Source organism: Cohnella endophytica (assembly GCF_003628305.1).
Classification (GTDB): Bacteria; Bacillota; Bacilli; order Paenibacillales; family Paenibacillaceae; genus Cohnella; species Cohnella endophytica.
On the sequence record NZ_RBZM01000005.1, the window covers coordinates 679,824 to 705,902 of the forward strand.

A 26,079-nucleotide genomic window follows, 5' to 3' on the forward strand; every position below is an offset into this window, starting at 1 on the left:
GCGTCAGGCAACCTGCTTGCCCGGTTTGACCAGGAAAAAGACAAGTCCCAATGCGATCAGGGACAAACTGGACACCACGATGAATACGAGTTGGTGAGAAATATCCATTAACCAACCGAACAACGGTGGGCCGAAGGCTACGCCAAAAAAGCGCAAACTGCTATATAGCGAAGTAATCATGCCCCGTTCGGCTTTCTCGACGGCGCCGGTGATCATCGTGTTCAAGCAGGGAAGCAATAAGCCGGTTCCGATGCTGCTTACCGTCAACAAGCCGATAAAAACGTACAAATTCGTGTTTAACCAAATGGCCAGAGCCAACGAAACGACCATAAGGACTAAGCCAATGTTCATGAGCCAACGCATGAGGATGCCGTTTTTGCTGATTTTGGTCCCCGTAATATAAGCGGTGGCGACCATGCCGAATAAGGGAATGGCAAGCACGAAACCTTTGCGGACTCCTTCGATGGAATAGGGCGGTTTCTCCAAAATGTTGGATAAGAAGAACAGCACTCCGAACAAAATAAACAAAGCGAGCGAGCCGCCGAAAAACGAAGCGAGAAGCCAGCGACCGTCCTTGGCGAATATGTTTTTGATCGATTGCAAGTATTGCTTGAGAGGTTTGGCCTTTTCCTTGCGCTTCGGTTCCTTGAGCATGAACAAAACGGCGATCAGGGAAAGAAGACAAAAAACGGGAAATGCGAAAAAGGCGGCATACCAGACGATTAACGCCAGCAACGAGCCGAGAATCGGACTGACGACTTTGCCTGTTCCGTTCGAGGCTTCGATTAATCCAAGGGCTTGGCTTTCTTCCCCGTCTTTGTATAGGTCACCTACGAGCGCCATCGCGATCGGTGCCGTTCCGGCCGCTCCGATCCCCTGCAGAGCCCTTGCGCCGATCAAAAGGCCATACGAATCCCACACGGCCGCGAAACCCGCGAGGACGCCGGCTCCGCCGTAAACGATAAGCGAAGGAATCATAACCGCTTTGCGCGTGAATTTATCGGATAAATAGCCGGCGATCGGGATGATTAAGGCGGCGGCTACGGAAAACAAGCTTATGACCAGGCTGCTCTGGAACTGGGAAATGCCTAGCTTGCTCTGGAGCGTTGGAAGAATGGGCACGAGCATGGAGTTGCCGAGTACGAGAACGAGCGGGACCGTAGAAAGGGCGATATACTCCGCGATCTTGCTTTTTCGTCCCCCCTGTGAGCCCTTAGACGACTTTTCTTTTGTTTGGGTTTGTTCGTCCTGGGGTGAGATTTCGCTCGTAAAGGAAACCGTAAGCTTTCGTCGGGATTTCGTCGTGGCTGACAATGCGAATACCTCCTTTTGGTGAATCCCTTATCCCTGTCATGACCCTGCGGATACCAAGATTAAGTTGCCCCTGCAAACTTGGCGATATGCGGAGAAATGGGGTAAGATAGAAGGAAACAACATGATCGGAAAGTTGGTTCGTACATGAGAAGAAACATAATCATACTTGTATTGGTGGCGGTCGTCGCCGCTTCAGCTTGGATCTGGGATACTCGCGATAAGGCTTCCGGCGGCAAGACATTGGGGAGTAATGTATCGGAAGGGGTAGCGGCAGGCAGCGCGGATTCCGAAATACCATCCGAGCCGGCTCCGAAGGATAACCGTTATGCGCCTTCGTTTACGTTGTCCAGTTTGGATGGAACAACGACTTATGAAGTCGGCGGCAAAAGGGATAAAGCGCTAATCGTCAATTTCTGGGCCGCGTGGTGTTATCCGTGCGAATTGGAAGCGCCAGACCTTAAGGATATCTATGAGAAACATAAAGATAAATTGGATCTATATGCCGTAAACGCGACGAAGTTCGATAAGCTCAGGGAGGCGAACGATTTCGTTAAAGAGCAGCAACTCCCTTTCCCGATCCTGACGGATGCCAAGGGCACGGTCGGAGACCAGTATAAGGTGTTTTCTTTCCCGATCAGCTTTATCATCGATCGCAATGGCGTTATTAGGCACCGGATCGAAGGCGTTATCGACCGGAAGAAGTGGGAGCAATATTTAGAAGAGGTGCTCTAGAAAGGCTGGTAACTTCAGCTTTGATACGCATTATCGTCGAATCGCCCGGGTGAAGCTCGGGCGATTTCTTTATGCTCGTTTGCAAGGTCAGTCGCTTGCATGTCCAAAATCGACAAAAAAAGAGAGGCCGCAGCCTCTCCGTAATTTCTAATGATTAACTAAACCATGCGTCCCGCCAACGAATTCGGGTTCTATGTCGTCCTTGACCATATCGAGCAGAGCATACCGGATGCTGTCGATCAGCGCTTCCCAGCTTGCTTCGATCACGTTTGAGGAGACTCCGACCGTGTTCCACGTATCCTTGAAGTCCGTAGATTCGATCAACACGCGCACCTTGCCCGCCGTAGCGTCTTTTTCGTCCAGCACGCGCACCTTATAGTCGGTCAAATGTATATCGCGAATTCCCGGATAGTATTGAACGAGCGCTTTGCGCAGAGCATTGTCCATCGCGTTGACGGGACCGTTACCTTCGGCTACGGTGTAGACTTGTTCGCCGGCCACGCTGATTTTTACGATGGCTTCCGTAGTCATCTGGCCGCCCGTTTTCTCGACCATGATCTTAAAGGAATCGACGGTGAAGATTTGAACCGATCCGCCGTACGCGTCTCTTAGCAACAATTCCAAGGAAGCGTCAGCGCCTTCGAATTGGTAGCCTTGATGCTCCAATTCTTTAATCCGGTCGATGACGTTACGCGATTTCATGCTGTCAGGATTGACATCCAGCCCCATTTCCTGCGCTTTGGACAAAATATTGCTCTGCCCGGCAAGCTCGGATACGAGTACGCGTTGTTTGTTGCCGACCAGTTGGGGCTCGATGTGTTCGTATGTTTTGGAATCTTTCATGATCGCGGAAACATGGATGCCGCCTTTGTGCGCGAATGCCGCATTGCCGACATACGGCTGATTCACCGGCATATGGACGTTGGCGATTTCGCTTACGTACCTTGCAACGTTCGTAAGCGTTTTGAGTTGTTCGTCGCTTACGCAGTCATGGCCCATCTTCAATTGCAATGTGGGTAGTATGGAGCAAAGGTTCGCGTTGCCGCAACGTTCCCCATAACCGTTGATCGTTCCTTGGATTTGCCGGGCGCCCGCCGAGACCGCCGCAAGCGTATTGGCCACCGCCAATTCGCAATCGTTATGGGTGTGAATTCCGATAGGAGCGTCGATCTCTCTGACCACGCGGGAGACGATTTCGTTAATCTCTCCCGGCAAAGTGCCGCCGTTCGTATCGCAGAGAACGATCCATGCCGATCCCGCAGCCTTAGCCTTAGCCAGAGCCGCGAGCGCGTAATCCGGATTCGCTTTATATCCGTCGAAGAAATGTTCCGCGTCGAACAAAGCTTCCATACCGCTATTTTTTACGAAAGCTAGCGACTCGTAGATCATCGCAAGGTTTTCTTCCAATGTCGTCTGAAGCGCCGTGTGTACGTGGAAATCCCAAGTTTTGCCGACAAGCGTAGCCGCTCTGGCTCCCGATTCGGTCAAGTGCTTTAGGTTAATGTCTTGCTCGCAGAGGCTATTTTTCCTTCGGGTGCTTCCGAATGCCGTCAGCTTCGCTTGCAGCTTCGACTCTCGTATGCGTCGGAAAAATTCGATGTCTTTGCTGTTGCTGCCCGGGTTGCCGCCTTCAATATAGTGGACGCCCATAGCGTCGAGTTTCAACGCGATTTTCACTTTGTCTTCAGCGGTTAGGCTGATACCTTCGCCTTGCGTGCCGTCGCGCAAGGTCGTGTCAAAAATGCAAAGGGGAGTTGACATGCGTAACCGGAATGCCTCCTTCGGTAAAAACAGGTGAAACTATTATAGCACGGCTAGCATCAAATGTAGAGTCCAAGGTGCGTTGCGGCGGCGTTCATCCGCTCGGTATAATGAGTAACGACGACAAAGAACGGAAGGGAAGGGATGTACGTGGGCGATAACGCGATTGCCGCCAAAGGCAGAGTGATTTTGCATATCGACATGAACGCCTTCTATTGTTCCGTTCATGCCGCCGAAGAACCGGAAAAGTATCAAGGAAAACCGACTGCCGTCGCCGGCAGCGTGGAATTGCGCAAAGGGATCGTCGTAACGAGTTCTTACGAGGCGAGGGCAAAGGGCGTCCGTACGGGAGTGACCGTTCGTCAAGCGCTTAACGTTTGCCCGGAGCTGATCCTGATCCGTCCGGATTTCGAAATATACCGAAAATACAGCAAAGCATTCATGCGAATCGCAGGCAATTATACGCCTCTGCTCGAAGCCGTTTCTATCGATGAATGTTACCTCGACATTACGGGCAGTTCGCAGTTCGGTTCGCCCGTCGAGATCGCCGAGACGATTGCCCGCCGAGTGAAAGACGAGCTCTCGCTTCCTTGCTCGATCGGCATCGCTCCGAATAAATTGCTAGCCAAAATGGCTTCCGATATGCGCAAGCCGAACGCGATTACGATTTTACGCAGGCGGGATATGCCTCGGCTTCTGTGGGACAAGCCGTGCCAGACGCTTCATGGAATCGGGGCGCGTTCGGCGGACAAACTATTGAAGCTAAATATTCGGACGATCGGCGAATTAGCCGGCGCGGACGAGCGTATGCTGAGCGAGCGATTCGGAATATACGGCGCGTGGATGAAGCAAGCCGCGAACGGGATAGACGATTCGCCGGTACAGCCCTTGCACGAAGCTCCGAAATCGATCGGTCACACGACGACGTTGCCTGCCGACTTAACCGAACGGGAACAGTATCGGCGCGTTCTTCTGAATTTGGCCGATCAGACGACCCGGAGACTAAGGCATCAAAGGATGGTGTGCACGACGATTCAGATATCGATTCGCGATCCGGACATGCGGACGATATCGAGATCGACTACAGTGAATATACCGACAGATGCTTCCGACGAAGTATACCGGATCGCTTGCAAGCTCATGGACGCCCACTGGAAAGAAAGCAAGCCCGTAAGGCTGCTCGGCATTACGTTGCAGGGATTAACTTCCAAGGAAGAAACGCCGTTGCAGCTGGATTTATTTTCGTACGAGGAAAAACCCAAGAAAGACCGCCTTACGACGGCGATGGATTCCTTGAGGGATAAATACGGAGAAAACGCCATTCTTACGGCAGGCATGCTGGGGGATGATCCTTCGACGCTCATTCGCAACAAGAAGCTTAGGGGGACGTCGCTTCAGAAAGATTTTTTGCGAGATAAGGGAGACGGCGGCGACGACTTTGAATAAGTAAGAAGAAGAGCGATTCGTTATGCGATTTCGTTTGATCTTGGCTTGATTTTGTATTATATTGAACAGTAGTGGACTACTTATGTATTCGACTCGGTTGATATTAGGAGGTTAACTCATGGCTAAGTATACCTACGTAGATAAAGACACATGTATTGCTTGTGGCGCATGCGGCGCAACGGCTCCTGACATTTACGATTACGACGACGAAGGTTTGGCGGAAACGATCTATGGAAGCGACGGGAACCACGGCAACACGGAAATTCCCGAGGATCTTTACGACGATCTTCAAGACGCTGCAGACGGCTGTCCGACTGATTCCATTAAAGTAGCGGATTCCAAGTTCAACATGTAATCATAAGCGGAACAGAAAAGCCCTTTTCTAGGTGTTACGACCTAGGAAAGGGCTTTTTTTCGATGGTTTTTGTGACTATCGTCATGATAGTCATCAATTAGACAAAATACAACAAAAATCCTATTGCATAAGGTATAATGATGATTAATTGGTATCTTTTACATAGGGCGTGATAACGGTTGAAGGAAAGAATTAAGAGAATTGCAATCCTTCTGAACGTAATGTTGCTACTCATAGCATACGGAATCTATCATTTCGAATCTTTGCAGAAAATCGATAACTCGCTCTTCGATTACTCCATGAAACAGACCGCCGACCATGTCGAGAACGAGAGAATCGTCGTCATCACGATCGATGACGCATCTTTGGCCGAATTGGGAAGATTTCCTTGGGATCGGGCGGTGTACGCGCCGTTCCTGGCGAATTTGAACCAGGAAGGCAACATTCCGAAGGCGATCGCGTTCGATATCGTGTTCAGCGAGGAGAGCCAGAATCCGGATAGCGATATGGCTTTCGCGGAAGCATTGTCCCAGTATCCAAATGTCATATTGCCCGACGTCGGCATTATGGGCGATGTATTCAGCACGTCGATCGCGAAGAGAACTCAATTGATTCAAGCCCAGAAAGTGGACAAGCCTTACGACATGTTCACGGATCTCGTTCAACACGGGCACATCAACAGGGTTGTCAGCCCGGACGGAATCATTCGCAAGACGTGGCTGAAAATCCAAGGCCCGGACGGGGAAGTCATTCCTTCGCTCGCATACAAAGCCGCGGAAATGGCCGGAGCGGACCTAAGCAAGTACGACGGCTTGACCGATCCGAAGAAAACGAAGGAGAACGTCGCGAAGAACACCGTAACGATCGATTTCCAACTGGAGACGGACGATTTCACGACTTTTTCGTTTGTCGACGTGTTGAACGGCGTTATCCCTCCCGATCGGTTTAAAGACGCGATCGTATTCATCGGATTTTCCGCGGTAGGCTTATCCGGCGACGGCGGGCAGGATACGGCGACGACGCCGATCGAGAAGAACATCAAGCTCGTTTACGCGCATGCCAACATCGCCAATCAATTGCTCAAGGGAACGGTAGTCTCTTATACCCCTAACTGGGCCGAGCTATTGTTCGCCGCATTGCTCTTCTTCCTATTCGTTTACTTGCCGTGGAGACTAAAGAACATTTACTCGATTCTGATCTTCTTGGCGGTATTCGCAGGCGTCCTCTATGGACAATACGCATTATACGTGGCATCTAACATTCATGCGAATGTCGTTTATGCGCTTCTAGCTATGATGCTGGCCTATCTAACCAACGTGTCCCTGAAATCCTATCTCGACAGCGCCCAGAAAAGCTTCGTTACGCGCCAATTCGGCCGTTATATATCTCCCGATCTCGTCAAACAGATTGTGGCGCAAGATATCGATATTAAGCTGGGCGGAGACCTGAAGCTGATTACGATTTTGTTCCTGGATATTCGCGGATTTACGCCTTTGTCCGAGAAGCTGACGCCGCCGGAACTCGTCGATACGCTGAACACGATGTTCAATATGATTACCGAGACGACGCTTCGGAACGAGGGTACGATCGACAAGTTTATCGGCGATGCCGCCATGATCTTGTTTAACGCCCCGCTTGACGTAGCCGAGCATGAGCGGATGGCGGTTAAAACCGCCTACGAGATTCAGCAGGGCATGAAAGTCATCCGGGATCAGATTATGGAGAAGTACCAATGCGAGGTCAACGTCGGAATCGGCATACATACAGGGAACGTCGTCGTCGGGAATATAGGCTCTTATCTCAGGGTCGACTACACCGCGATCGGGGATAACGTGAACATAGCGGCGCGGATCGAGTCGCAGACCAAGAAGGGACAAGTTCACGTCTCCGAGCAAGTGTACGAGAAGACGAAAGAGGATTTCCGCTTCGACGAAGGCGAAGATCGCATGTTCAAGGGGAAATCCCATCCGATTAGAGTATACGAAGTGCTGGGGTTGAAGGAATAAGAAGAATCACGTTTGCAAGGCGGACTAAGAAGAAATGAAATTCCAATAGAGTAAGGAGAGAGTCATGTTGAAAAAGCAAACATTACGTTTTCTTGTTTTGATTCTGGCGTTATTGCCCCTGTTAGGCGCGCTTGCGCAAGGAGCATCCGCTGCAACTTCTCGCGTCGCTGTCGTGAAGGAACTCAAAGGTTCGGTAAAGGTGAAGAAAGCGGGGGGCTCCAAAGAGTTCACCGCGTTCGCGAAAATGAGCCTGAACGAGGGGGATATTCTAATCGTAGGCGAAGGAGGCTCTGCCGTTCTTCAATTCGCGAACGGTACGTCCGAGGATGACCAGATGGGCGTTTCTTCGAATACGACGCTCACGTTCTCCAAGTTGTCCGACCGCAACGGAACGACCACGAAAGTGAGCATGCTGAAAGGCTCCGTCTGGTCTAGCGTCAAGTCGATCAAGAACAAAGACGACCAATTCACTCTCGAGACCCCGACGGCCATCATGGGCGTACGCGGAACGAATTTATTCGTCGGCGTCGATCCGCTTACCGGCGAATCGAAGTTTTTCATTGCTTCGGGCGTAGGCCAAGTCACTCCGAAAGCGGCTAACGGTCAAGATCCGCGGAACTCCTATTTTATCTACCCAAGCCAGCAACTGTCGCTGGACGACAGTCAGTCCGGAGATCTTCAAGGCAATATCATCCCCGTCGATCTTGACTCCCTTATTCGGAACGTTTCTCCTAAGATTATCGAGGAGATCATCAAATCCAAGGCGGCTATCGATAAGGAAAACGAAGATTTCATCAATAAGCAAAAACAGTTGCTCGAGAACGGCGGCCAAGCCGAAACGAATACGACGCTCGACATCAAAACGCTGTCCGATCTCGAACGCATCTCGAGAAATTTGGATAACCTCATCTCCAACCTTGTAAAGAAAGCCATCGACAACAATATCGTGAACAAAGACGCGATCAAGAAAATCGTCGACGAAGCCAACTTGAACCTAGCCAAGAAGATCAATTTGGATAACGTTCAACCTCTTGAGCTAACGGACAAAGAAAAAGCCAAACAAGCGGAAATCCTTAAGAAACTGAAAGAAAAGGAAGATCAGCTCAAGAAGCAAAAAGAATTAGAAGACGCCAAACGGAAGCAAGAAGAATTGCTGAAGAAGCTGGAAGAACAAAAGAAGAAAACGCAAGATGCGAATAAAGCCGCAGAAGAACTGAAGAAAAAGAAAGCAAAAGAAGAATACGAGAAACAGCTTGCCGAGGTAGAGAGGAAGAAGTTCGAGGAAGAAAACAAGAAACGCGAAGAGGAGCTCAAGCAACAGCAGCAAACTGCTAGTCCTAGCCCAGGCACGGGATCGGGTGGGGGTGGCATCGTTACGCCGCCGGTTACATTGCCTGACGGCATTACGGGATTAAGTATCACGAACGGAAGTCAATCGCTGAGCTTGAAGAGAAGCAATTCGTTCTATAAGCAATACTCCGTTAACGCGGGTGCCAATGCTTCCTCGATTAACGTGCAATTTAGCTTCGGGTCTGACGTAACGAAAGTCGAGCTTATGACCTTGAATTCGGAAGAAACTATGCCAACCGTGACCACTTGGTCAACTAGCGGTGAAATAAAATCGATCTCTATTCCAAATGAGGGTTACAACGTCTTTAGCATTAAAGTATCCAAAGCAAATCCGCTTCAAAGCGAATTCGAAAATTGTTCTATATTGTATGTCTTAAGAGGAGTATCCGAGCCTGTTTGGCCGAATGCCAATGCAGCATTTACTCTTTATCCAGAGGGCGAGGACGAACAATCGATTTCGCTTGATCAAAATTTCGCTGCGGTCGTTCCTGCGGAAATTGGGACTATCTATCTCGTGCCGGGATTCACTGAGAACGAAACAAGTATTCTACCTTCTCGTATTTTAGTGAACGGCGTAGAACTGAATAATATGTACGGATTTTTCATAGAGCTTAATTTTGGAGTTAATCAAGTTATTTACGAGACAGAGGATATGTCGGGATACTATACCCATGCATACTCCTTTACGATTACGAGAGCTGCAAAACCGACTGGCGTGTTATCTTGGACGATTAACGGTCAAGAGAATAGCATTCAGCCTGTCTCCGGTTATTATGGATCGCATGATGCTAGATTCTCGGCATCGATAGCTAATACCGAGACGAATCTAACAACGTTGAAGATAGAGTTGGTTGAAGGAATCCGGAATGCTTACCTCCAAGTAAATTATGAACAGGAGAATGTAGATCTTGAGGGAGGTATCAACTCAATTTCGCTTCCTGTTGAAAATAATGCCTACAATAAGTTCGTTCTTGTCATTGGAGAATCGAGTTTCGAGCTTATGATCAAGGTCGGAGAACCTGAATATGCATTCCTGTATGCTGGGGGGATCGAAGCAAGTATTTATCGTGACTATGCAGAGTATTATCAGGCTATTTACGCCGAAGATTCTTCATTCTTCGTAGGTTTACCGACGGGCACGGAAGACGTGGAGTTTAATTTGCATAATTTCTTGGGCAACTTAGACGCGACGACAAATGATATTCGGTTCATTTGGCACAATGCCGAAATAAAACGGCCATGGTATTCCGAAGGGTCGAATTATTATTATATCCAAGGATTAGAAAACGGCGTCAATTCGGTCACGATTATTTACGATCCTTTTCATAACGGAACGGGGAAAACGTTCAGATTATGGATTTATGTCGGGGAAATCCCGAATAGCTTAGCTTTATCGTCCATATCAGGTACTTTAGGTGAATCATCTGTCCTTCACGAAGTTTCTGATTACAGGAATGTAGAGGATTTTACTTTTACCGGTACATTGCAGCAGTCGGGACAAGTCACTCTTAATCTCGTTTTGAATGACTCCAGTTCCAACCTAGATCTTAGTTTATACGACGAAAACGATGATTCGTTAACCGTCGTGAAAACGTCCCAAGGACATTATCAAGTCAAGTGGAAAGTAACGAGCTTCGTGTGGGCTCAGATTTTTAGTTTTGTCGTCGTTGATAATCAGGGTCGACGGATAAAATACGAAGTCGTTTTTCCGGGTAACCCAGCTTGAATAAAAGGAGAAATACGATGAATAGAATAAGAAACAAGATTTTAATTGGAACGATGATCTCGGTAATGGCATTTTCCGCCCCAAGTTTTGCGTCCGCAGCCGCGAACACCGACTGGACCCAGTCTTCAAGACTTTACGAAGTGCGCACATTGACAGGCAAATCCGATGTCGGACATGCCAACGGCACTCTCGGACAGGCAACCTTCTATCATCCGAGATCGGTAGTCGCCCTACCGGACGGGAAGTTGCTCGTGTCCGATTCTAGCAATCATTTTATTCGTACGATATCCGTAGATTCGGTATCCGCTTATGCGGGATTGAATCTGGGCGAGGACGAATCGAACCAGCCGATCGGCGCATATAACGACGACGTGTTGACCCAAGCGGCATTCGACACGCCATCCGGTCTTGCGATCGATGGACAAGGCAACGTTTACGTGGCGGATACGAACAATAATGCCATACGGAAAATTGCTAAGGATGGTAAAGTGACTACGTTAGCCGGAAACGGTTTGCTGGGATCCGACGATGGCGTGGGAAGCAAAGCGACGTTTAACGCGCCGTCCGACGTTGCGGTTGACGGTAAAGGCAATGTTTACGTCGCCGACACCTTGAACAACGTAATTCGCAAAATCGCGCCGGACGGAACAGTGTCGACATTGACGGCCGCGTCTACTAGAGTCGTGGAATACTTCCCAGGAGCGGTTGATGAAACGGGAGACTACCTGGATGGTTCGATTTCCGCCGCTAAATTCAACGAGCCGAGCGGTCTCGCGATCGACCCGAAAGGCAATCTGTATGTCAGCGATCGAGGCAATCAGCGCATTCGGTATATCGATTTCGCTGCGGGGGTAGTAACGACGGTTGCCGGCGGCGGCCAGATCGGGAAACAAGATCCATACGTACTTGGAGACTATGCGGATGGGACAACAGCGCAAGCCCGCTTTAATGCGCCGGAAGGTTTGACGCTTACGTCCGATGGTTCCTTGATCGTCGCGGATAGCTTAAATCATGCGATCCGTATCGTAAAAGACGGCAAGGTATCGACGCTAGCCGGCGTTCCGACCGAATTCGGGAAAGCGGACGGAGTTGCCGGCTCCGCGCAATTCAATCATCCTACCGATGTTGCCGTACTAGCCGATGGACGTCTTGTCGTCGTGGACGAATACGGAAACAAAGTACGCGTGCTTCAGAAATATGCCAAGCCCGCGAACTTGCCGACGGATAAATCGATTAAAGTGCTGTTCAATGGAAGTCTCGTGAAATCCGATGTTCCCGCCCAACAGAAATCGAACGCCGTTCTGTTGCCGCTCAGCGCCGTAGGCCAAGCTCTCGGTTACAAAGTGTCTTATGACAGTAAGACAAAAGCCGCCGTATTGACGAAGGGCGACGTCGTCTATTCGATCGGACAAGACACGAAATCCGTTACTAAGACGGTTAACGGGAAAAGCGAGCAGTTGGTTCTCAACGCTTCGACTCTGACCGTCAACAATCGACTGTTCATCCCGGTTCGTTTCTTCGTTACGGAAAATAACTTGGACATTCAGTGGGATGCTTCTGCGCAAACGGTCGTTATTCGCGATAAAGTATTTCATTAATCTAAGGCGTAAATAAGTTCGAGCCGATCCTTGGACATAAGCGATCGGCTCGATTTGTAATGTGGGCACGAAAAAATTAAGTTTTCCATAGGAGCGACATCATGCGTAAAGTGCTTATCAGCGTTATCCTATTGCTGATTGTCCTGTTACCCTTATTAGGCGTTTACGGCTCGGTTGCTTCTGCGGCGACCTCTAGGGTAGCGATTGTCAAAGAATTAAAAGGCACCGTGAAAGTAAAAAAAGCGGGGGGCTCGCGAGAGTTTACCGTTTTCTCTAAAATGAGTCTGAACGAAGGGGATATTTTGTCCACTTCGTCCGGAAGTTCCGCGGTATTGCAATTCGCGAATGGTACTTCCGAAGACGACAGAATGAGCGTCTCTGCGAATACGGTTTTAACCTTTTCCAAGCTATCCTCCAAAAAAGGGACGACGACGAAAGTCAGCATGCTAAGCGGTACGGCTTGGGTAGACGTAAAATCCATTACGAACAAAGACGATGAATTTGCATTGGAAACTCCTACCGCGATTATGGGCGTGCGAGGAACTCATTTGTTGGTTTCCGTTGATCCGGAATCGGGTGTTACTCGTCTTACCGTAGCGGCAGGAGTCGTGAATACGCAGGCGAAGAATTCCGCGACTCCGGATTCATTCGATGTTTTCCCGACCCAGAATGCCCTAATAACGAACGATGAGACCGATGGATCGAATATTACGATTGCAGCGGTGGATTTAGAAATGCTGATCAAACAAGCAAGCGGCGATATCGTAAGGGCGATTCTCCAAGCGTCAGCGGAAATTATTCAGGAGAATACCGCTAAGATGGACCGATACTTGGATGAGTTAGCCCAAAAGCAAAACGATCAAGATCGCGTTAAAACGAATGTCGAGAACATTCTCGGGGCGATTACTTCGCAAGCCGTCCAAAGCGGGTTGCTAACGCAAGACCAAATCAATCGGATCATTGCGGGAATCCAAACGCAATCCGGCGTAACGATCGATCTCAGCCCCAAAACCCTAACTTTTACGGCGGAAGAAAAACGGAAACAAGAAGAACAAAGAAAAAGCGAAGAAGCCGCGCTGCAACGAATGAAGGAACTCAAGCTAAAAGAAGCCGAGTTACTAAGTAAACAATTAGCGGACAAGCTGGAAAAAGAACGAAAAAACAAAGAGGAAGAAAATAAAAATAAGCTGCAGGAGAAACTGAAAAAAGCTCAAGAAAACTACGAGAAAGGTTTGTCCGAAGCCGAACGTCAAAAGTACGAGAACGAAAAGTCTCAACGGGAAGCGGAAATCGCGAAAGGATCTTCTTCCAATACAGCAAATAACGATTCGAACCCGAGTGCCAATCCGAGCGAGAACCCGAATACGGAGCCGAGTGAAAATCCGAATGCCGACTCTCGGTTGCTGCTTTCTTTGGAAGTTTATCCATCTCCGAATCCGCGTTACGTTACCACCATCGTGGAAAGTCAGCAGGCTTATGTCTTGAATAACGAGCCTAACACTACGACTATGATGATTTTGACTCCCCAAGTTAGGGAAGGTTCTACGATCCTAAGCGTGACCGTAGATGCATTATCCGTTCCCAGGAGTTCAAACGCTTTCTACTTCGATTTGAAGCCGGGAAAAAGCATCATTTCGATTACGGTCGCTGAAATCGGTAATTCGTCCAATCAACAAACGTATACATTTGACGTCTATAGGGCATTGTCAAGCAATACGGCTTTGAATGGCGTAACGGTTAATGGGACGGTTGGGGATCTACCCTATACCGCAAACCCAGACCAAATCAATGAGGACTATCAATACGTATTTTATGTCCCGGCCGGCATGAAGACGTCATATATTCAATTCTGGCCGACCGCTTCAGGAGCAAAAGTTACTTTAAATGGCTTCGAATTGCCTAACGGGCAATTGGAAACCGGTATTCTTGCATACGGACTTAATACTTACGTAGTTCAAGTGAAGGCGCCCGATCAAACCGCTAAGACCTATAAAGTCGATATTTACAGGGCGCTGGGATCTTTCCTGAACGGAGTTAGCGTTTCGGATGGTTACAAGACCGTAAAAAAATCGGTCGATTATTACACGAACGTAAAAGGAAGTACGACCTCGATTACCGTGACATTGGATATGGAAGCCGAATTGTTTGGCAATCTCGTTTCGACTAGCTTTTCGCAGGCGACGATTTCCAAAGGTTCGGACAGGACCTTGCAGATTAACGGATTGCAATATGGAATGAATTTATTTCAAGTCCAAATAACGGATTTAGGCGTTAATCAATTCTATTCGTTATTCGTTTGGCGCGGAATCGATATCGACATTAGCGGCAAAGTAACGAGCGGAGACGTCACATACGGGATGGAATGGAGTTCGTTCGTACAAGATCCAGATGCCCTCTCGCTATGGGGAACGATGATTTCGCGCGGAGCCGGATTCGAGAACTACATTCTCTTTAGCAATAACGATAATAATTTCAGTTATTATCTAAATGACGTTAAAGCCGTTTTCCATCCCGGTATCGATGACGAGCACACGGTTTCCGTTAAGGTAGACCCGAGTGTCGGTGAGAACGCCTATACATTGAGAGTCGAAACTTATCCCGGAAATGCGGTTAACTATCAACTTCACCTCTATGTAACAATCCCGCTTCCGTAATAAAAAGAACCGCTATTAGCCGTGTTATGAGCTAATGGCGGTTTTTTATGTCTTCAAAGATCGCCTTCTTGTTCCGATAATAGGAGGAACGGAATGATTTCGGAATGTAGGTGACCCATGAGCAAGGAATCTCGAATTGACGAGCAGATCAAACACTTCTATGATAACGTTCCCAATGTCGGGGATGCTTTGCCGCTTAAGGATTACCTGTTGAAGCACGAAGATAGCCGGATGGCTTGGTATTTGCTTGGCAAAGAGTATGAGGGCAAGGGAGATACGGCGAAAGCGACTTATTGTTTCGCGCAGGCCGGGGAAGTGTACGAGGCATTCGAATCGAAACCGGCTCCGCAACTACCGGGAGAGAAAACGAAGGGCAAAGGCAGCAAGTGGAAATGGGTGCTGGCGCTATTGATTCCTCTACTTCTGGCGGGCGCCGCGATTCTGGCGGTTAAAGCCTTGATTCCATCGGAGGATATCGCATCTTCGACTCCGGAAGAAGCGACGCCTTATTACGAAGACACGACCCCTGTATCCGACGCTCCTAAAGCATCGGCGACCGGCAGCCAGAGCTCGGCGCTTCCCGCAGGCATCATTCCGCCGGATCAAGTCGCAGGAGCCGCTATTCCGGATGAGGAAGGTCACAACGTACTTGGATCACTGTTAACGCTTAAACCGTCGAAACAGCCGCGGCTTCTAGTGGAATTACCGAAGCTCGGCAAATGGAACGATTGGGTAAAGAGCGGGAAGCCGATTGCATCCATTGTATCGGATAAGGAATCTGGAACGGCGGGCATTCAATGGTACGATCCGAAATGGTGCAACTGCAAGCCCGACGATTCCTCGATATTGCGCAAGACGGTGGAACGCTGGAAACCGATGCAAGAGGAGAAGGCACTACTTCGTTCGGCGATGATGAGATACAAGGAGAATACGGGGAGCTGGCCGGCGTCTCCGGAAACTTTGGCCGCGGATTATCCGAACAATACGATGGCAGGCTGGAACGAAAGCATGACTCCGTGGTTCGAAGAGTTGAAAGCGGTATTGCTGAATAAAAGAGACGGAAAGATTCCTACGTCGACGAGTTGGCCAGACAATACGGGGCCGGAAGCGGGACATGGAACTCCGTCAGGACAGCTGACACCACTCGCCGACCAACCGTTAACCGTCGTCATCGACAAAACCAATCACAGGCTTGCCGTCGTTAGCGGAAATGTACTGATTCGCAACTACGAGGTCGGGCTTGGGGGCGATAAAACGCCGGAAGGTCAATTCTTGATCTCGGAAAAAGTCAAAAACCCGAACGGCAGCGGCACGGGAGCATTCGGCAGCAGAGGCATGACGTTGTCCGACACGCGCTACGGCATTCACGGAACGAATGAGCCCAAAAGCATCGGCAAAGACGAATCGCACGGTTGCGTGCGGATGAAAAAAGAAGATATCGAGGAATTATACGATCTCGTTCCGATGGGAACGCCGGTCACGATAACAAAAGGAGGTTTGCCTAACGAACTGCGCGCTCCGCCGGAACGATTCCGACTGAAAAGCACGCAGGACGAGACAAACCCCCGCAAAGTGTATGACTGGTTAAATTAAGAAAGATTGTATCGGCTCACACTTTAAACGCAAGCAGCAAAGTCATTGCCACTACGATTACGCCAAAAGCCACCCCAATCCATATAAGCGCCTTCTTATTCACCTGTTCAGTTTGTTTCGGGCGTGATGTGATGGGTGGTTTCTTTCTGGCTGTGCTCATGAGTATCAACCTCTCTATCGTATGATTCGCGAACTCCCTCCATTGTAATCGTTTTCCGAGGGAAATACCAGACAGGCCTACATGGAATATGTTCGGATTCGGGAGAATATACGGAATGGGCGAAGTACCCTTTTCTTTTCCTCTGGAAAAGGCTAAACTGTTACCCGAAAGGTTTTCTTCTGTCAGATGAAAGGATGTCGAATTCATTGTTGTACCAAATGGCCAAACCCTTCTTATTCAAGATGGATCCCGAAGCGGCTCACCACTTGATCATAGACGGGATGGGTACCGCGGCGAAAATTCCGGGAATGCCCTCTATTTTATCCGCGGTATGGGGTACGAAATCTTCGCCTGAGCTTGCCGTCGATCTATTCGGACTTCATTTTAATCATCCGATCGGGCTTGCGGCAGGTCTGGATAAGAACGCTAAAGCCGTAACCGGCTTGTCGCGCGTAGGCTTATCCTTCATGGAGGTCGGGACGGTAACGCCGAAGGGCCAGGTCGGGAACGATCAACCTCGCCTATTCAGGCTTCCCCCGGATGAAGCTCTGATTAACCGGATGGGCTTCAATAACGATGGCGCCGATGCGATGTCGGAAAGGCTGTCCAAGCTTCGCGGTCGCAGAATTCCGCTTGCCGTTAATATCGGGAAGAACAAACTGACGTCAAACGAGGACGCGGCAGACGATTATCGGGCATGCGTACGAACGTTGTTCCCGTATGGAGACTTCTTCGTCGTCAACATCAGTTCGCCGAATACGCCGGATTTGCGCGCCCTTCAGCACGGAGACGAGCTGCGTAACCTGCTGGACGCCGTACGCGACGAGATGCAGAAGCAAGCCGAACGGCACGGAGAAATGCCGAAGCCGATTCTGGTGAAGATCGCTCCGGACAATACGGAGGAGCAGCTTGCTTATATGGCGGAAGCGATTCAATTAAGCGGAATGTCGGGTATCATCGCTACGAATACGACGATCGGACGCGACGGGCTTACCCATAAGAACGCCGGAGAAGCAGGCGGACTTAGCGGACGGCCGCTCGCGAACAAATCGACCGAGATCGTTCGTAGCCTCTATAAGATTACGCAAGGTAAACTTCCGATCATCGGGTCGGGCGGTATTTTTACGGCGGAAGACGCTTACGAGAAAATCCGGGCGGGCGCGAGCTTAGTCGAGGTGTATACGGCCATGATCTACAAAGGCCCAAGCCTTCTCAAGGAAATTCACGGGGGGTTACTCCGATTGCTGAAGCAGGATGGGTTCTCGCGCATCACGCAAGCGGTAGGAGCGGATCATCGTTAGGAGGAATATCGATGGACGGACGTGACTGGGGAAAGTTCTTGCTTCCCTATGAGCAAGCGACGGAAGAGCTAAAGGTCAAGCTGAAAGCGCTAAGGTCGGAGCTTAAAGCAAGGGACGAATACGCACCGATCGAATTCGTCACCGGTCGGGTTAAACGGGTATCCAGCATACTGGAAAAAGCAAGAAAGTTGTCGGTCCCGCTGGATCGGATCGAGCTGGGAATAGAGGATATCGCGGGTATCCGTATTATGTGCCAATTCGTGGACGATATTTATCGGGTTGCGGAACTCATTCGTCTTCGCAAGGATTTGAAGCTCGTATACGAGAAGGATTATATTACGAATTATAAGGAAAGCGGCTACCGAAGTTATCACTTGATCGTAGAATACCCGGTTCAGACGTCTCTGGGTTCGAAACCGGTATTGGCCGAGATTCAAATCCGTACTTTGGCGATGAACTTCTGGGCGACGATAGAGCATTCGTTGAACTATAAGTACCGTGATCAATTGCCGGCTCATGTAAGGGACCGTCTGCGTAAAGCGGCCGAAGCGGCATTCCAACTGGATAACGACATGTCGAGCATCCGTCAGGAAATCGTGGACGCGCAACAGGATTTCGAGGAAAGCTCTGTAATCGTGCGCAAAGTGTTGAACGAGATTCAGGAATTGTATTTTTTCCGTAGGGTAAGGGAAGCGGCGCAATTCCAAATGCGGTTCAACGAGTTATGGGAGCACGACGATGTATGGGGCCTCAAGGAGCTAAGCCTGGAAATTCAAGCGGCGTTAGATCGCGCGGGCAAGAGCGGCCTTTCTTAAAATGGACGTCGCGAGCAAACATGCGGCTAGGTTGGCGAGAGTGATGGACGATCCGCGGTTAATCGCTTTTGTTTCGTTGTTTAATCGGGATCGCGACTATTTCGAGTGCCATGAAGTGATGGAGGAGCTGTGGCTGGAAGAAGGCCGCAGCCCATTGCTTCAAGGACTTCTTCAGGCGGCTGTCGGGCTGCACCATTGGGATAACGGCAATCCGTCGGGAGCAGCGAAACTGATAAAGGCAGCTTTGGAGAAGCTGAGGCCGTTCGGGGATATCGCGCTAGGAATGAATTTAGTTCATTTGCGTGACGATTTGAGTCGATCTTTGGAAGCGTTGTCAGAATCAAGGGCTGCTCCTTTTCAAGCGTTTGCCCTCGTCCTCTGCGACGAAAGGTTGAGCAGGGGCGTGGAACGATGGGAACTCTGATCCTGCCGGAAAAATCGCATGTCCAAAGGACTTACTAGGCGCATTGACTTCGGCACCGGAGATCGTGCGGAGCAAGTTGATCGATAATTTCGCTGCTTGCGATCCCGAATACGTACGGCGGGTGAAGGACGGCTTGGATGTTCGTGGGCAGGGAAAAGGGATCCGATGGGCGCGGTTAAAGCCCCCATCCCGGTTCGCCAAGCGGTAAGATGCGGACACGAAGCATCGCCGTATTGAGAAGAGGAGCTTCCTAAGCCCACAAGGCTTGGGAAGCTTTTTTTGAATGGCAAAGTGCCGCCGGTCTCGTAGGGGCTGCCAGCAGGCAGTTACTCTCTCCTACGAACTAACTGGGTCTCGAAAGGGACTGCCAGCACGCAGTTACTCTCTCCGGCGAACTAACTGGCTTTCGAACGTGACACTCAGCAAGCAGTTACACTCTCCGGCGAACTAACTGGCTATCAAACGGTACCCTCTGTTGGCTGTTACTCTCTCAGACGAACAAACTATCTCTTGAACGGTACGCTCAGCAGGCAGTTACTCTCTCCGACGAACTAACTATCTCTTGAGCGGTACGCTCAGCAGGCAGTTACTCCCTCTGGCGAACTAACTTGCTCTCGAACGGTACACTCAGCAGGCAGTTACTCCCTCTGGCGAACTAATTTGCTCTCGAACGGTACACTCAGCAGGCAGTTACTCCCTCTGACAAACTAACTGGTACTCGAAAGGGACTGCAATCAGGCAGTTACTCCCTCTGGCGAACTAATTTGCTCTCGAACGGTACACTCAGCAGGCAGTTACTCCCTCTGACAAACTAACTGGTACTCGAAAGGGACTGCAATCAGGCAGTTACTCTTTCCGGAGAACTAACTGGTTATCGAACAGGACACTCATCAGGCAGTTACTCTCTCCGACGAACTAACTTGCTCTCGAACGGTACACTTAGCAGGCAGTTACTCTCTACGCCGAACTAATTTGCTCTCGATCGTGACACACAGCAGGGAGTTACTCTTTCCGGAGAACTAACTGGTTATCGAACAGGACACTCATCAGGCAGTTACTCTCTCCGACGAACTAACTTGCTCTCGAACGGGACTTTCAGCAGGCAGTTACTCTCTCCGACGAACTAACTGGCTTTCAATTTTCTTCTCAACCCTTGAGAACTTCGCTGAAATCGACTAGATGCATGGGGAAGGAACTGCTTGGCAGTTTTTTCGTCCAATCGACCGGAAATGATGGTATTGTTATAGTTAGTGCACGTGACATGAATTGTCGCAATAAGAAGGTAGGTTTGTTGATGAAAGCAACGATGCGGTTAGATAAAATGCTTGGTAACTTAGGGTACGGTACGAGAAGCGCCATTAAGGTGCTCATAAAGCAAGGCGCGGTTACCGTGAACGGGACGAAAGCCAAGGATCACGGCATGCAGATTAATCCGAGTATAGACGTGGTAACGTTGGACGGAGAAACGATACATTATCGCGATACCGTTTACGTTCTTCTTCATAAGCCGGCGGGCGTCGTCTCCGCGACCGAGGACAATCGGGATCGTACGGTCATCGATCTGTTAGATGAGGACGTTACGGTGATGTCTCCTTTTCCAGTCGGCAGATTGGATAAAGACACGGAAGGTTTGCTGCTCATCACGAACGACGGTAAGCTATCGCATGAGTTACTATCGCCTCGCAAACATGTGCCTAAGACGTATCGCGCGCTTGTGGCGGGAGATGTCGGGGAAGACGATGTCTCCGCGTTCTTGCAAGGCGTAACTCTCGATGACGGCTATGTAACGATGCCTGCTCAATTGCGAGTGTTATCGAAGAAGGCAAAGGATACCGCGCCAACTTCGGCTCAGGAATCGGACGCGGAGGAATTGCTGGCGGCAATGGAGCTTGTACCGGATAAAGCAGAAGCCCAAGTCGTAACGGCCGACGGAGAAACGAGCCAAGAAGCGAATCGATATTCGTCAACGCGAAGCTGGATCGAACTTCAGATTCACGAAGGGAAGTTCCATCAAGTAAAAAGGATGTTCGAAGCCGTCGGAAAAAAAGTGCTGTACTTGCGACGAGTCGCGATGGGACCGCTTCGTCTTGATCCAAGCTTGGCGCCCGGCGAATGGCGAGAACTGACGGAAGAGGAACTTGAAAGCCTGCGCAATTATCGAAAGGACGGGAAAGAATGAGCTATCGAATGATCGCATTGGATGTAGACGGAACGTTGTTGAACGACCATCACGAGCTAACTCCTCGCGTAAGGGAGGCTGTTCGTTCCGCGGAGGCGCAAGGGGCCGAGATCGTATTATGTACCGGCCGCGGTTCTACGAGCGCGCTTCCTGTGCTCCAGGAGCTGGGGTTAAAGGGAACGATGATCACCCATAACGGGGCGTCCGTCGTCGATAGCGAAACGCGAGAGATTTTATTCGATACCGCTATCGCACCTGATTTAGCGCTTCGTTACGTAGCTTATTGCCGAGAACGAGGCATTCACTTCGACATGAATACCGCGTTCGACTTGTACGTCGAAGCGATGGAAGAAGAAGCGGAAAAAATGTATCGTAATCTGAAAGCCAAACCGATTAGCCGCCAATCGGGAGAAGCCTTTCCCCAAGGATTGGTTAAGCTATCGATCTACGCACCGAAACTTACGCTTGATCGCGTGGAGACGGAATGGTCGGAATGGGAACAAGAGCTGCAATTCGTGCGCAGCGGGGATAACTTCATTGACGTTCAACATTTACATGCATCCAAAGGCAAAGCGCTAGAGCGATTGGCAATAATGAGAGGCATTCCGCGCGAACAAATTCTTGCGCTGGGCAATTATTATAACGATATCGGCATGATTACTTTCGCCGGCTGGGGCGTGGCGATGAATAATTCCCCTGAGGAAGTGAAGGCGGAAGCCGACGATGTGACGGTTTCGAACAACGAAGACGGAGTCGCCGTCGTAATCGAGCAGCTCGTGCTTGTTTAACAAGCTGAGCATTGACGCCCAAAGGGGCAACGAATCAAAAAACGAGCCGAGAAATTCTCGGCTCGTAGTATGAATTAGAATTTTCAGCTGCCGCGCCGTTTTCTTGCCGGCTCGCGCGTACCGCCTCCGTCAATGTCGGCATGATCCGTGACTCTATTTTTGCCGTTCGTCTTACTGTGATACATCGCTTGGTCCGCCTGTTTCATGAGCGATTCGGCCGTCTCCCCCTCGGCGGCGAGACTATACCCCACGCTGATCGTAACAATCGTCTCTTGCTCCGTCCGCGATCGGATGGATTCCGCGGCTTGCTGAACGGCTTGCGCGTTTCCGACCACGAAGGCTACCAATTCCTCCCCGCCGTACCGTCCGGCCAATCCGACCCCTTCCGTTTCTTCCATCAATAAGGAAGCCGTTTGCTTCAGTACGCCGTCCGCTTTGTGATGTCCGTGCGTATCGTTAAGCTTCTTGAAGTTGTCGATATCGCAGAAGATGACCCCGAGAGGCCGTCGCGCTTTCAAAGCTTGCTCCAATCTGCCCATGAAAAACCTGCGGTTGTACAAGTTCGTCAGACCGTCCGTAATCGAGGAGCGATAGACGGACTGGAGAATCTCGACCACGCGCTCGAACAATATCGCAAACAACAGGATGTAGTAGAAAACGGGTAGCAATCCGGCGATCGTTTTGAAAATCTGGACGTTAGGCGCCCAGTAAGTACCCGAGATATCGGCTAATTGCATCGCGAAGGCGACCATCAAGCTGGTCATGTACTTACGCTGTTGACCGATATGCGGAGCGAACATGAGCACGAATAGCGGTCCTAACAAGAGGAGGAAACCATCCAGGGCCGGCGTGGATTCAATGCCCGCAAGCCAATCCTTACCTTTTCCTACGGCGCTTGGCAGAATGTCTCCGATGGATATGAGCAAGCCGATCGCAAGCAATCCGAAGAACCAAAGGCGAGTTCTAGGCCGGCGGCGGTGATAGAGTTCAAATATCGCGAAATTGATGACAATAAACGCATATACATGTAGAAGCTTCCCGATAAAGCTTAATGCAAGCGTCGAGGGCGTTAGGCCGATCGACATCGAGATCTGCAACAAGTGGTGAACGAAAATGAAAGCAAGCGAAGTAAGCAACGACCGGTAAGCCTGTCTGCGATTGCGCGCGTATAGCCGATAGGACATGAACAGCATGAGCGCAACGATGACGACGGCCATAGAGGAAGAGAAGAGGAGGCCTAATTCGTTGGCGGTCAAAGTAAACAGGAACATGTTGGACTCCTTTGGATGGACGTTGTAACTTGCAGAACATATGTTTCTAATATATCATATTTTCTGAGAGACCAAGAGAATAAAGTTGCATGTTACCAATCTAGAAAGACGTAATGAAGGAGGAACTGCCGATGAACATTTTACAGGCGCTGTTTTTCCCTCCGGAACAACCGGGCGGCGTCTCGTCCATGGTTCCTTATATCGGGGAGCGGTTCCGCAAGATCGGCTGGGAGATGGAGCTGTTCTCTCTTCCTAAGCGAATCCGTAACAAAGGACATGAAGCTATCCAATTCAAGACATTCGATTGGCATCCGTACGCGGGGAATGCCATCGTGGATAAATATATACAAACCTATAAGGATTATATTTGGTGGGCTAAGCTCCGGCTCTCCGGACAAAAGTACGATCTCATCCATGCGCACCATCCGATCGCGGCGCTGGCGATGAAGCATGTTTTTCCGGATATTCCGGTATTGATGACGGTTCATTCCAGCTACGAACGCGAGCTGATTCTCAACGGGAAAATCAAGGAAGGCGGTCCGGAGCACCGGTTCCTTACTTCGATCTACCGCGAGCTGGAGAACGCGACGGACCGGATTATGACGGTATCCAAGTCGTTCTCCCAATATATCGGCACATACTTGCAAGAACCTGAGCGTACGGAGATTATTCCGAACGGCTACGACGAGAAGAGATTCAAGCCGGTTCCCCACGAGAACGAAGTGACCCAACTCGTTACCGTTTGCCGGCTCGTTCCGGCCAAAGGTTTGGACGTTTTGCTGAGAGCCTGCGCGGAGCTCCGCAAACGGAATAGCAAATTCGTGCTCCATATTATCGGAGATGGACCGATCCGCGAAGAGCTGGAGAAGCTTTCGCAAAATCTGGGCATCTACGACGATACGATTTTCTACGGATACATGCTGCACCCCGAGGAGCTGCTTCCCTTCTTCGACGTATTCGTATTGCCTTCGCGCGCCGAAGCTTTCGGTTCGGTGTTCGCGGAAGCCGCATTATGCTTGCTCGCCCTCGTAGGGACCGACGTCGGCGGTATCGCTGAGCAGATCGAGGACGGCGCGAACGGTTTGCTCGTCCCTTCCGAGGATCCCGTTGCTTTGGCAAACGCTTTGGAGACGGTCATTAACGATCCGCTTTTCCGATACGAGATGGCACGCGCGGGATTAAACAAAGCGAAGAAGACGTATTCTCTTAACCGCGTCATCAACGAGCTGAAGCGGATTTACGTTTCTTTCCGCGACGAAACCGAAGCGGGGCCGGAAACCGAACGACAGGAGACGTGATGCAGGTGGGAGCTGGCGTTCCTTTTACTTTCGTGCACGCGGCCGATTTGCATCTCGATAGCCCGTTCAAGGGGCTGTCCAAGGTTCCGGCCGCCGTACGCGACCGGTTGCGCGAATCGACCTTCTCCGCCCTTGACGGATTATGCGAGCTCGTCAGGACGGAGAAAGTCGACTTCGTCGTGCTTGCGGGAGATTTATTCGACGCGGCGGACCGTTCCTTGCGAGCGCAGCTTAGGCTTCAGCGGGCGTTGGGAGAGCTGGCGTCCAACGGAGCCCAAGTGTTCATCGTGCACGGCAACCATGATCCCGAGAGCGGACGCCGAGCCCAGCTCGATTATCCGCCGGGCGTGTTCGTATTCGGATCGGGAGACGTGCAGTGCCTTCCCGCGCATACCCGTACAGGAGAGCTCGCGGCTAACGTATACGGCATATCCTATCCGACGCCTGCGGTTACGGATAATCTGGCGCTTCGTTTCAAGCTTCGGGAAGGGGCGCCTTTTCATTTGGCGTTGCTGCATGCCAACGTGGACGGAGATCCGTCCCACGATAATTACGCTCCCTGCAAGCTGGAAGAGTTATCCGCGTCCGGCTTTCATTATTGGGCGCTGGGGCATGTTCACGATCGCAGGGTTTTGCGCGAATATCCCCATGTCGTCTATCCGGGGAATACGCAAGGTCGCAGCATTCGCGAAACCGGCGGCAAAGGGGCGTATGTCGTCTCCGTCTCTGAATCGGGTTCGATCGATATGCGTTTCCAAAATCTTGCGGACGTCGTATGGCAGGAGGCCGTCGTTTCCATCGAAGGAGTCGAGCGCGAGCAGGAACTGAAAAACCGGCTATTAACGGTCGTGGAGGAGATCCGCGAAACTGCCCCTATTCGCCGGCCGACTATCGTTCGCATTCGCCTCGAAGGCAGAGGCGACATGCACGAGACGCTTCTGGAGCCTTCCGTGGCCGAAGAATGGCTGGAGGAGCTGAGGGAATCGCTCGGAGCCCCGGAGGAGACCGAGGCGTGGATCTGGCCGGAATCGATCGATGTCCGGACGGGGGGACTGCTTCCTCTCGAAACCGTGGCGGAAGAGGAAGGATTTTTGGGGGAACTTCTGCGTTCGGGAATCGTGGCAGCAGACGTGGAACAATTATCCGAAGCGTTGTTAGACGAAGCGATGGAGGCTCTGCGCAGACAGCCAAGAATTCGCGAATGGCTGCGATCGAGAACGCATGAAGAGCGGGTGCAGTGGATTCATCAGGCGATGGAATTATCCGTATCGATGCTGCGGAACGACGAGACCGGATGAGCGGCAAGCG

At 50.5% G+C, this 26,079-nt stretch carries 18 protein-coding genes; 15 read left to right on the forward strand and 3 right to left on the reverse strand.

Translation table 11 applies throughout. From position 1 onward, the window contains the following. Nucleotides 1-3: 3 nt before the first annotated feature. Complete coding sequence (locus D7Z26_RS13185) at nt 4-1,314, reverse strand: MFS transporter (protein WP_120977417.1); 1,311 nt, start codon at nt 1,312-1,314, stop codon at nt 4-6. A gap of 144 nt (nt 1,315-1,458) precedes the next feature. On the opposite strand from D7Z26_RS13185, the gene D7Z26_RS13190 reads away from it, so the two are divergent. Beyond that, nucleotides 1,459-2,046, forward strand: a complete 588-nt coding sequence (locus D7Z26_RS13190) for a peroxiredoxin family protein (RefSeq protein WP_120977418.1) — start codon at nt 1,459-1,461, stop codon at nt 2,044-2,046. Between the two features lie 147 nt (nt 2,047-2,193). Here D7Z26_RS13190 and cimA read toward each other — a convergent pair whose 3' ends face one another. Next, entirely contained in the window at nt 2,194-3,807 is a 1,614-nt protein-coding gene (gene cimA, locus D7Z26_RS13195; RefSeq protein ID WP_120977419.1) for a citramalate synthase, read from the reverse strand. A 144-nt stretch (nt 3,808-3,951) separates the two neighbouring features. Here cimA and D7Z26_RS13200 point away from each other — a divergent pair, with 144 nt between their 5' ends. The 12 genes from D7Z26_RS13200 (at nt 3,952) to D7Z26_RS13255 (ending at nt 22,202) form a co-directional block, all read left to right on the forward strand. After that, on the forward strand, nt 3,952-5,253 hold the full coding sequence (locus tag D7Z26_RS13200) for a DNA polymerase IV (protein ID WP_120977420.1): 1,302 nt from the start codon (nt 3,952-3,954) through the stop codon (nt 5,251-5,253). Nucleotides 5,254-5,371: 118 nt separating this feature from the next. Next, entirely contained in the window at nt 5,372-5,608 is a 237-nt protein-coding gene (locus tag D7Z26_RS13205; protein WP_120977421.1) for a ferredoxin, read from the forward strand. A 179-nt stretch (nt 5,609-5,787) separates the two neighbouring features. Then, nucleotides 5,788-7,614, forward strand: coding sequence for a CHASE2 domain-containing protein (locus D7Z26_RS13210; protein WP_120977422.1), 1,827 nt, complete (start codon nt 5,788-5,790; stop codon nt 7,612-7,614). Nucleotides 7,615-7,678: 64 nt separating this feature from the next. Further along, the gene (locus D7Z26_RS13215) at nt 7,679-10,690 is read left to right on the forward strand and encodes a FecR domain-containing protein (protein WP_120977423.1); all 3,012 of its coding nucleotides are present in this window, start codon (nt 7,679-7,681) and stop codon (nt 10,688-10,690) included. A 17-nt stretch (nt 10,691-10,707) separates the two neighbouring features. Beyond that, complete coding sequence (locus tag D7Z26_RS13220) at nt 10,708-12,288, forward strand: stalk domain-containing protein (protein ID WP_120977424.1); 1,581 nt, start codon at nt 10,708-10,710, stop codon at nt 12,286-12,288. 101 nt (nt 12,289-12,389) lie between these two features. Beyond that, nucleotides 12,390-14,942, forward strand: coding sequence for a FecR domain-containing protein (locus D7Z26_RS13225; protein ID WP_120977425.1), 2,553 nt, complete (start codon nt 12,390-12,392; stop codon nt 14,940-14,942). Between the two features lie 117 nt (nt 14,943-15,059). Continuing rightward, on the forward strand, nt 15,060-16,535 hold the full coding sequence (locus D7Z26_RS13230; protein WP_120977426.1) for a L,D-transpeptidase: 1,476 nt from the start codon (nt 15,060-15,062) through the stop codon (nt 16,533-16,535). A 366-nt stretch (nt 16,536-16,901) separates the two neighbouring features. Next, nucleotides 16,902-17,996: a quinone-dependent dihydroorotate dehydrogenase gene (locus D7Z26_RS13235; protein ID WP_199731700.1), complete on the forward strand. Its 1,095-nt coding sequence runs from the start codon at nt 16,902-16,904 to the stop codon at nt 17,994-17,996. An 11-nt stretch (nt 17,997-18,007) separates the two neighbouring features. Next, complete coding sequence (locus tag D7Z26_RS13240) at nt 18,008-18,811, forward strand: GTP pyrophosphokinase (protein WP_120977428.1); 804 nt, start codon at nt 18,008-18,010, stop codon at nt 18,809-18,811. A gap of 1 nt (nt 18,812) precedes the next feature. Continuing rightward, the gene (locus D7Z26_RS13245; protein ID WP_233566849.1) at nt 18,813-19,235 is read left to right on the forward strand and encodes a DUF309 domain-containing protein; all 423 of its coding nucleotides are present in this window, start codon (nt 18,813-18,815) and stop codon (nt 19,233-19,235) included. 1,294 nt (nt 19,236-20,529) lie between these two features. Then, nucleotides 20,530-21,414 (forward strand): pseudouridine synthase, encoded by an 885-nt coding sequence (locus tag D7Z26_RS13250; protein ID WP_233566851.1) that lies wholly within the window; start codon nt 20,530-20,532, stop codon nt 21,412-21,414. Next, nucleotides 21,411-22,202, forward strand: coding sequence for a Cof-type HAD-IIB family hydrolase (locus D7Z26_RS13255; protein ID WP_120977429.1), 792 nt, complete (start codon nt 21,411-21,413; stop codon nt 22,200-22,202). The genes D7Z26_RS13250 and D7Z26_RS13255 overlap by 4 nt, the downstream gene beginning before the upstream one ends. 83 nt (nt 22,203-22,285) lie before the next feature. Here D7Z26_RS13255 and D7Z26_RS13260 read toward each other — a convergent pair whose 3' ends face one another. After that, the gene (locus D7Z26_RS13260) at nt 22,286-23,473 is read right to left on the reverse strand and encodes a GGDEF domain-containing protein (RefSeq protein ID WP_120977430.1); all 1,188 of its coding nucleotides are present in this window, start codon (nt 23,471-23,473) and stop codon (nt 22,286-22,288) included. A gap of 131 nt (nt 23,474-23,604) precedes the next feature. Between D7Z26_RS13260 and D7Z26_RS13265 the strand changes: the two genes are divergently transcribed. Both D7Z26_RS13265 and D7Z26_RS13270 read left to right on the forward strand, forming a co-directional pair. Beyond that, complete coding sequence (locus D7Z26_RS13265) at nt 23,605-24,771, forward strand: glycosyltransferase family 4 protein (RefSeq protein WP_120977431.1); 1,167 nt, start codon at nt 23,605-23,607, stop codon at nt 24,769-24,771. Further along, a complete protein-coding gene (locus tag D7Z26_RS13270) occupies nt 24,771-26,069 on the forward strand; it encodes a metallophosphoesterase family protein (protein WP_120977432.1) in 1,299 nt (432 codons plus the stop codon). Before D7Z26_RS13265 ends, D7Z26_RS13270 begins: the two co-directional genes overlap by 1 nt. Nucleotides 26,070-26,079: the final 10 nt, after the last annotated feature.

Coding starts and splice junctions, on each gene's coding strand:
- D7Z26_RS13190 (WP_120977418.1), top strand. CDS start 1,459: ATGAGAAGAAACATAATCATACTTGTATTGGTGGCGGTCGTCGCCGCT.
- cimA (WP_120977419.1), bottom strand. CDS start 3,807: ATGTCAACTCCCCTTTGCATTTTTGACACGACCTTGCGCGACGGCACG.
- D7Z26_RS13200 (WP_120977420.1), top strand. CDS start 3,952: ATGTACGTGGGCGATAACGCGATTGCCGCCAAAGGCAGAGTGATTTTG.
- D7Z26_RS13205 (WP_120977421.1), top strand. CDS start 5,372: ATGGCTAAGTATACCTACGTAGATAAAGACACATGTATTGCTTGTGGC.
- D7Z26_RS13215 (WP_120977423.1), top strand. CDS start 7,679: ATGTTGAAAAAGCAAACATTACGTTTTCTTGTTTTGATTCTGGCGTTA.
- D7Z26_RS13220 (WP_120977424.1), top strand. CDS start 10,708: ATGAATAGAATAAGAAACAAGATTTTAATTGGAACGATGATCTCGGTA.
- D7Z26_RS13225 (WP_120977425.1), top strand. CDS start 12,390: ATGCGTAAAGTGCTTATCAGCGTTATCCTATTGCTGATTGTCCTGTTA.
- D7Z26_RS13230 (WP_120977426.1), top strand. CDS start 15,060: ATGAGCAAGGAATCTCGAATTGACGAGCAGATCAAACACTTCTATGAT.
- D7Z26_RS13240 (WP_120977428.1), top strand. CDS start 18,008: ATGGACGGACGTGACTGGGGAAAGTTCTTGCTTCCCTATGAGCAAGCG.
- D7Z26_RS13245 (WP_233566849.1), top strand. CDS start 18,813: ATGGACGTCGCGAGCAAACATGCGGCTAGGTTGGCGAGAGTGATGGAC.
- D7Z26_RS13250 (WP_233566851.1), top strand. CDS start 20,530: ATGAAAGCAACGATGCGGTTAGATAAAATGCTTGGTAACTTAGGGTAC.
- D7Z26_RS13255 (WP_120977429.1), top strand. CDS start 21,411: ATGAGCTATCGAATGATCGCATTGGATGTAGACGGAACGTTGTTGAAC.
- D7Z26_RS13260 (WP_120977430.1), bottom strand. CDS start 23,473: ATGTTCCTGTTTACTTTGACCGCCAACGAATTAGGCCTCCTCTTCTCT.
- D7Z26_RS13265 (WP_120977431.1), top strand. CDS start 23,605: ATGAACATTTTACAGGCGCTGTTTTTCCCTCCGGAACAACCGGGCGGC.
- D7Z26_RS13270 (WP_120977432.1), top strand. CDS start 24,771: ATGCAGGTGGGAGCTGGCGTTCCTTTTACTTTCGTGCACGCGGCCGAT.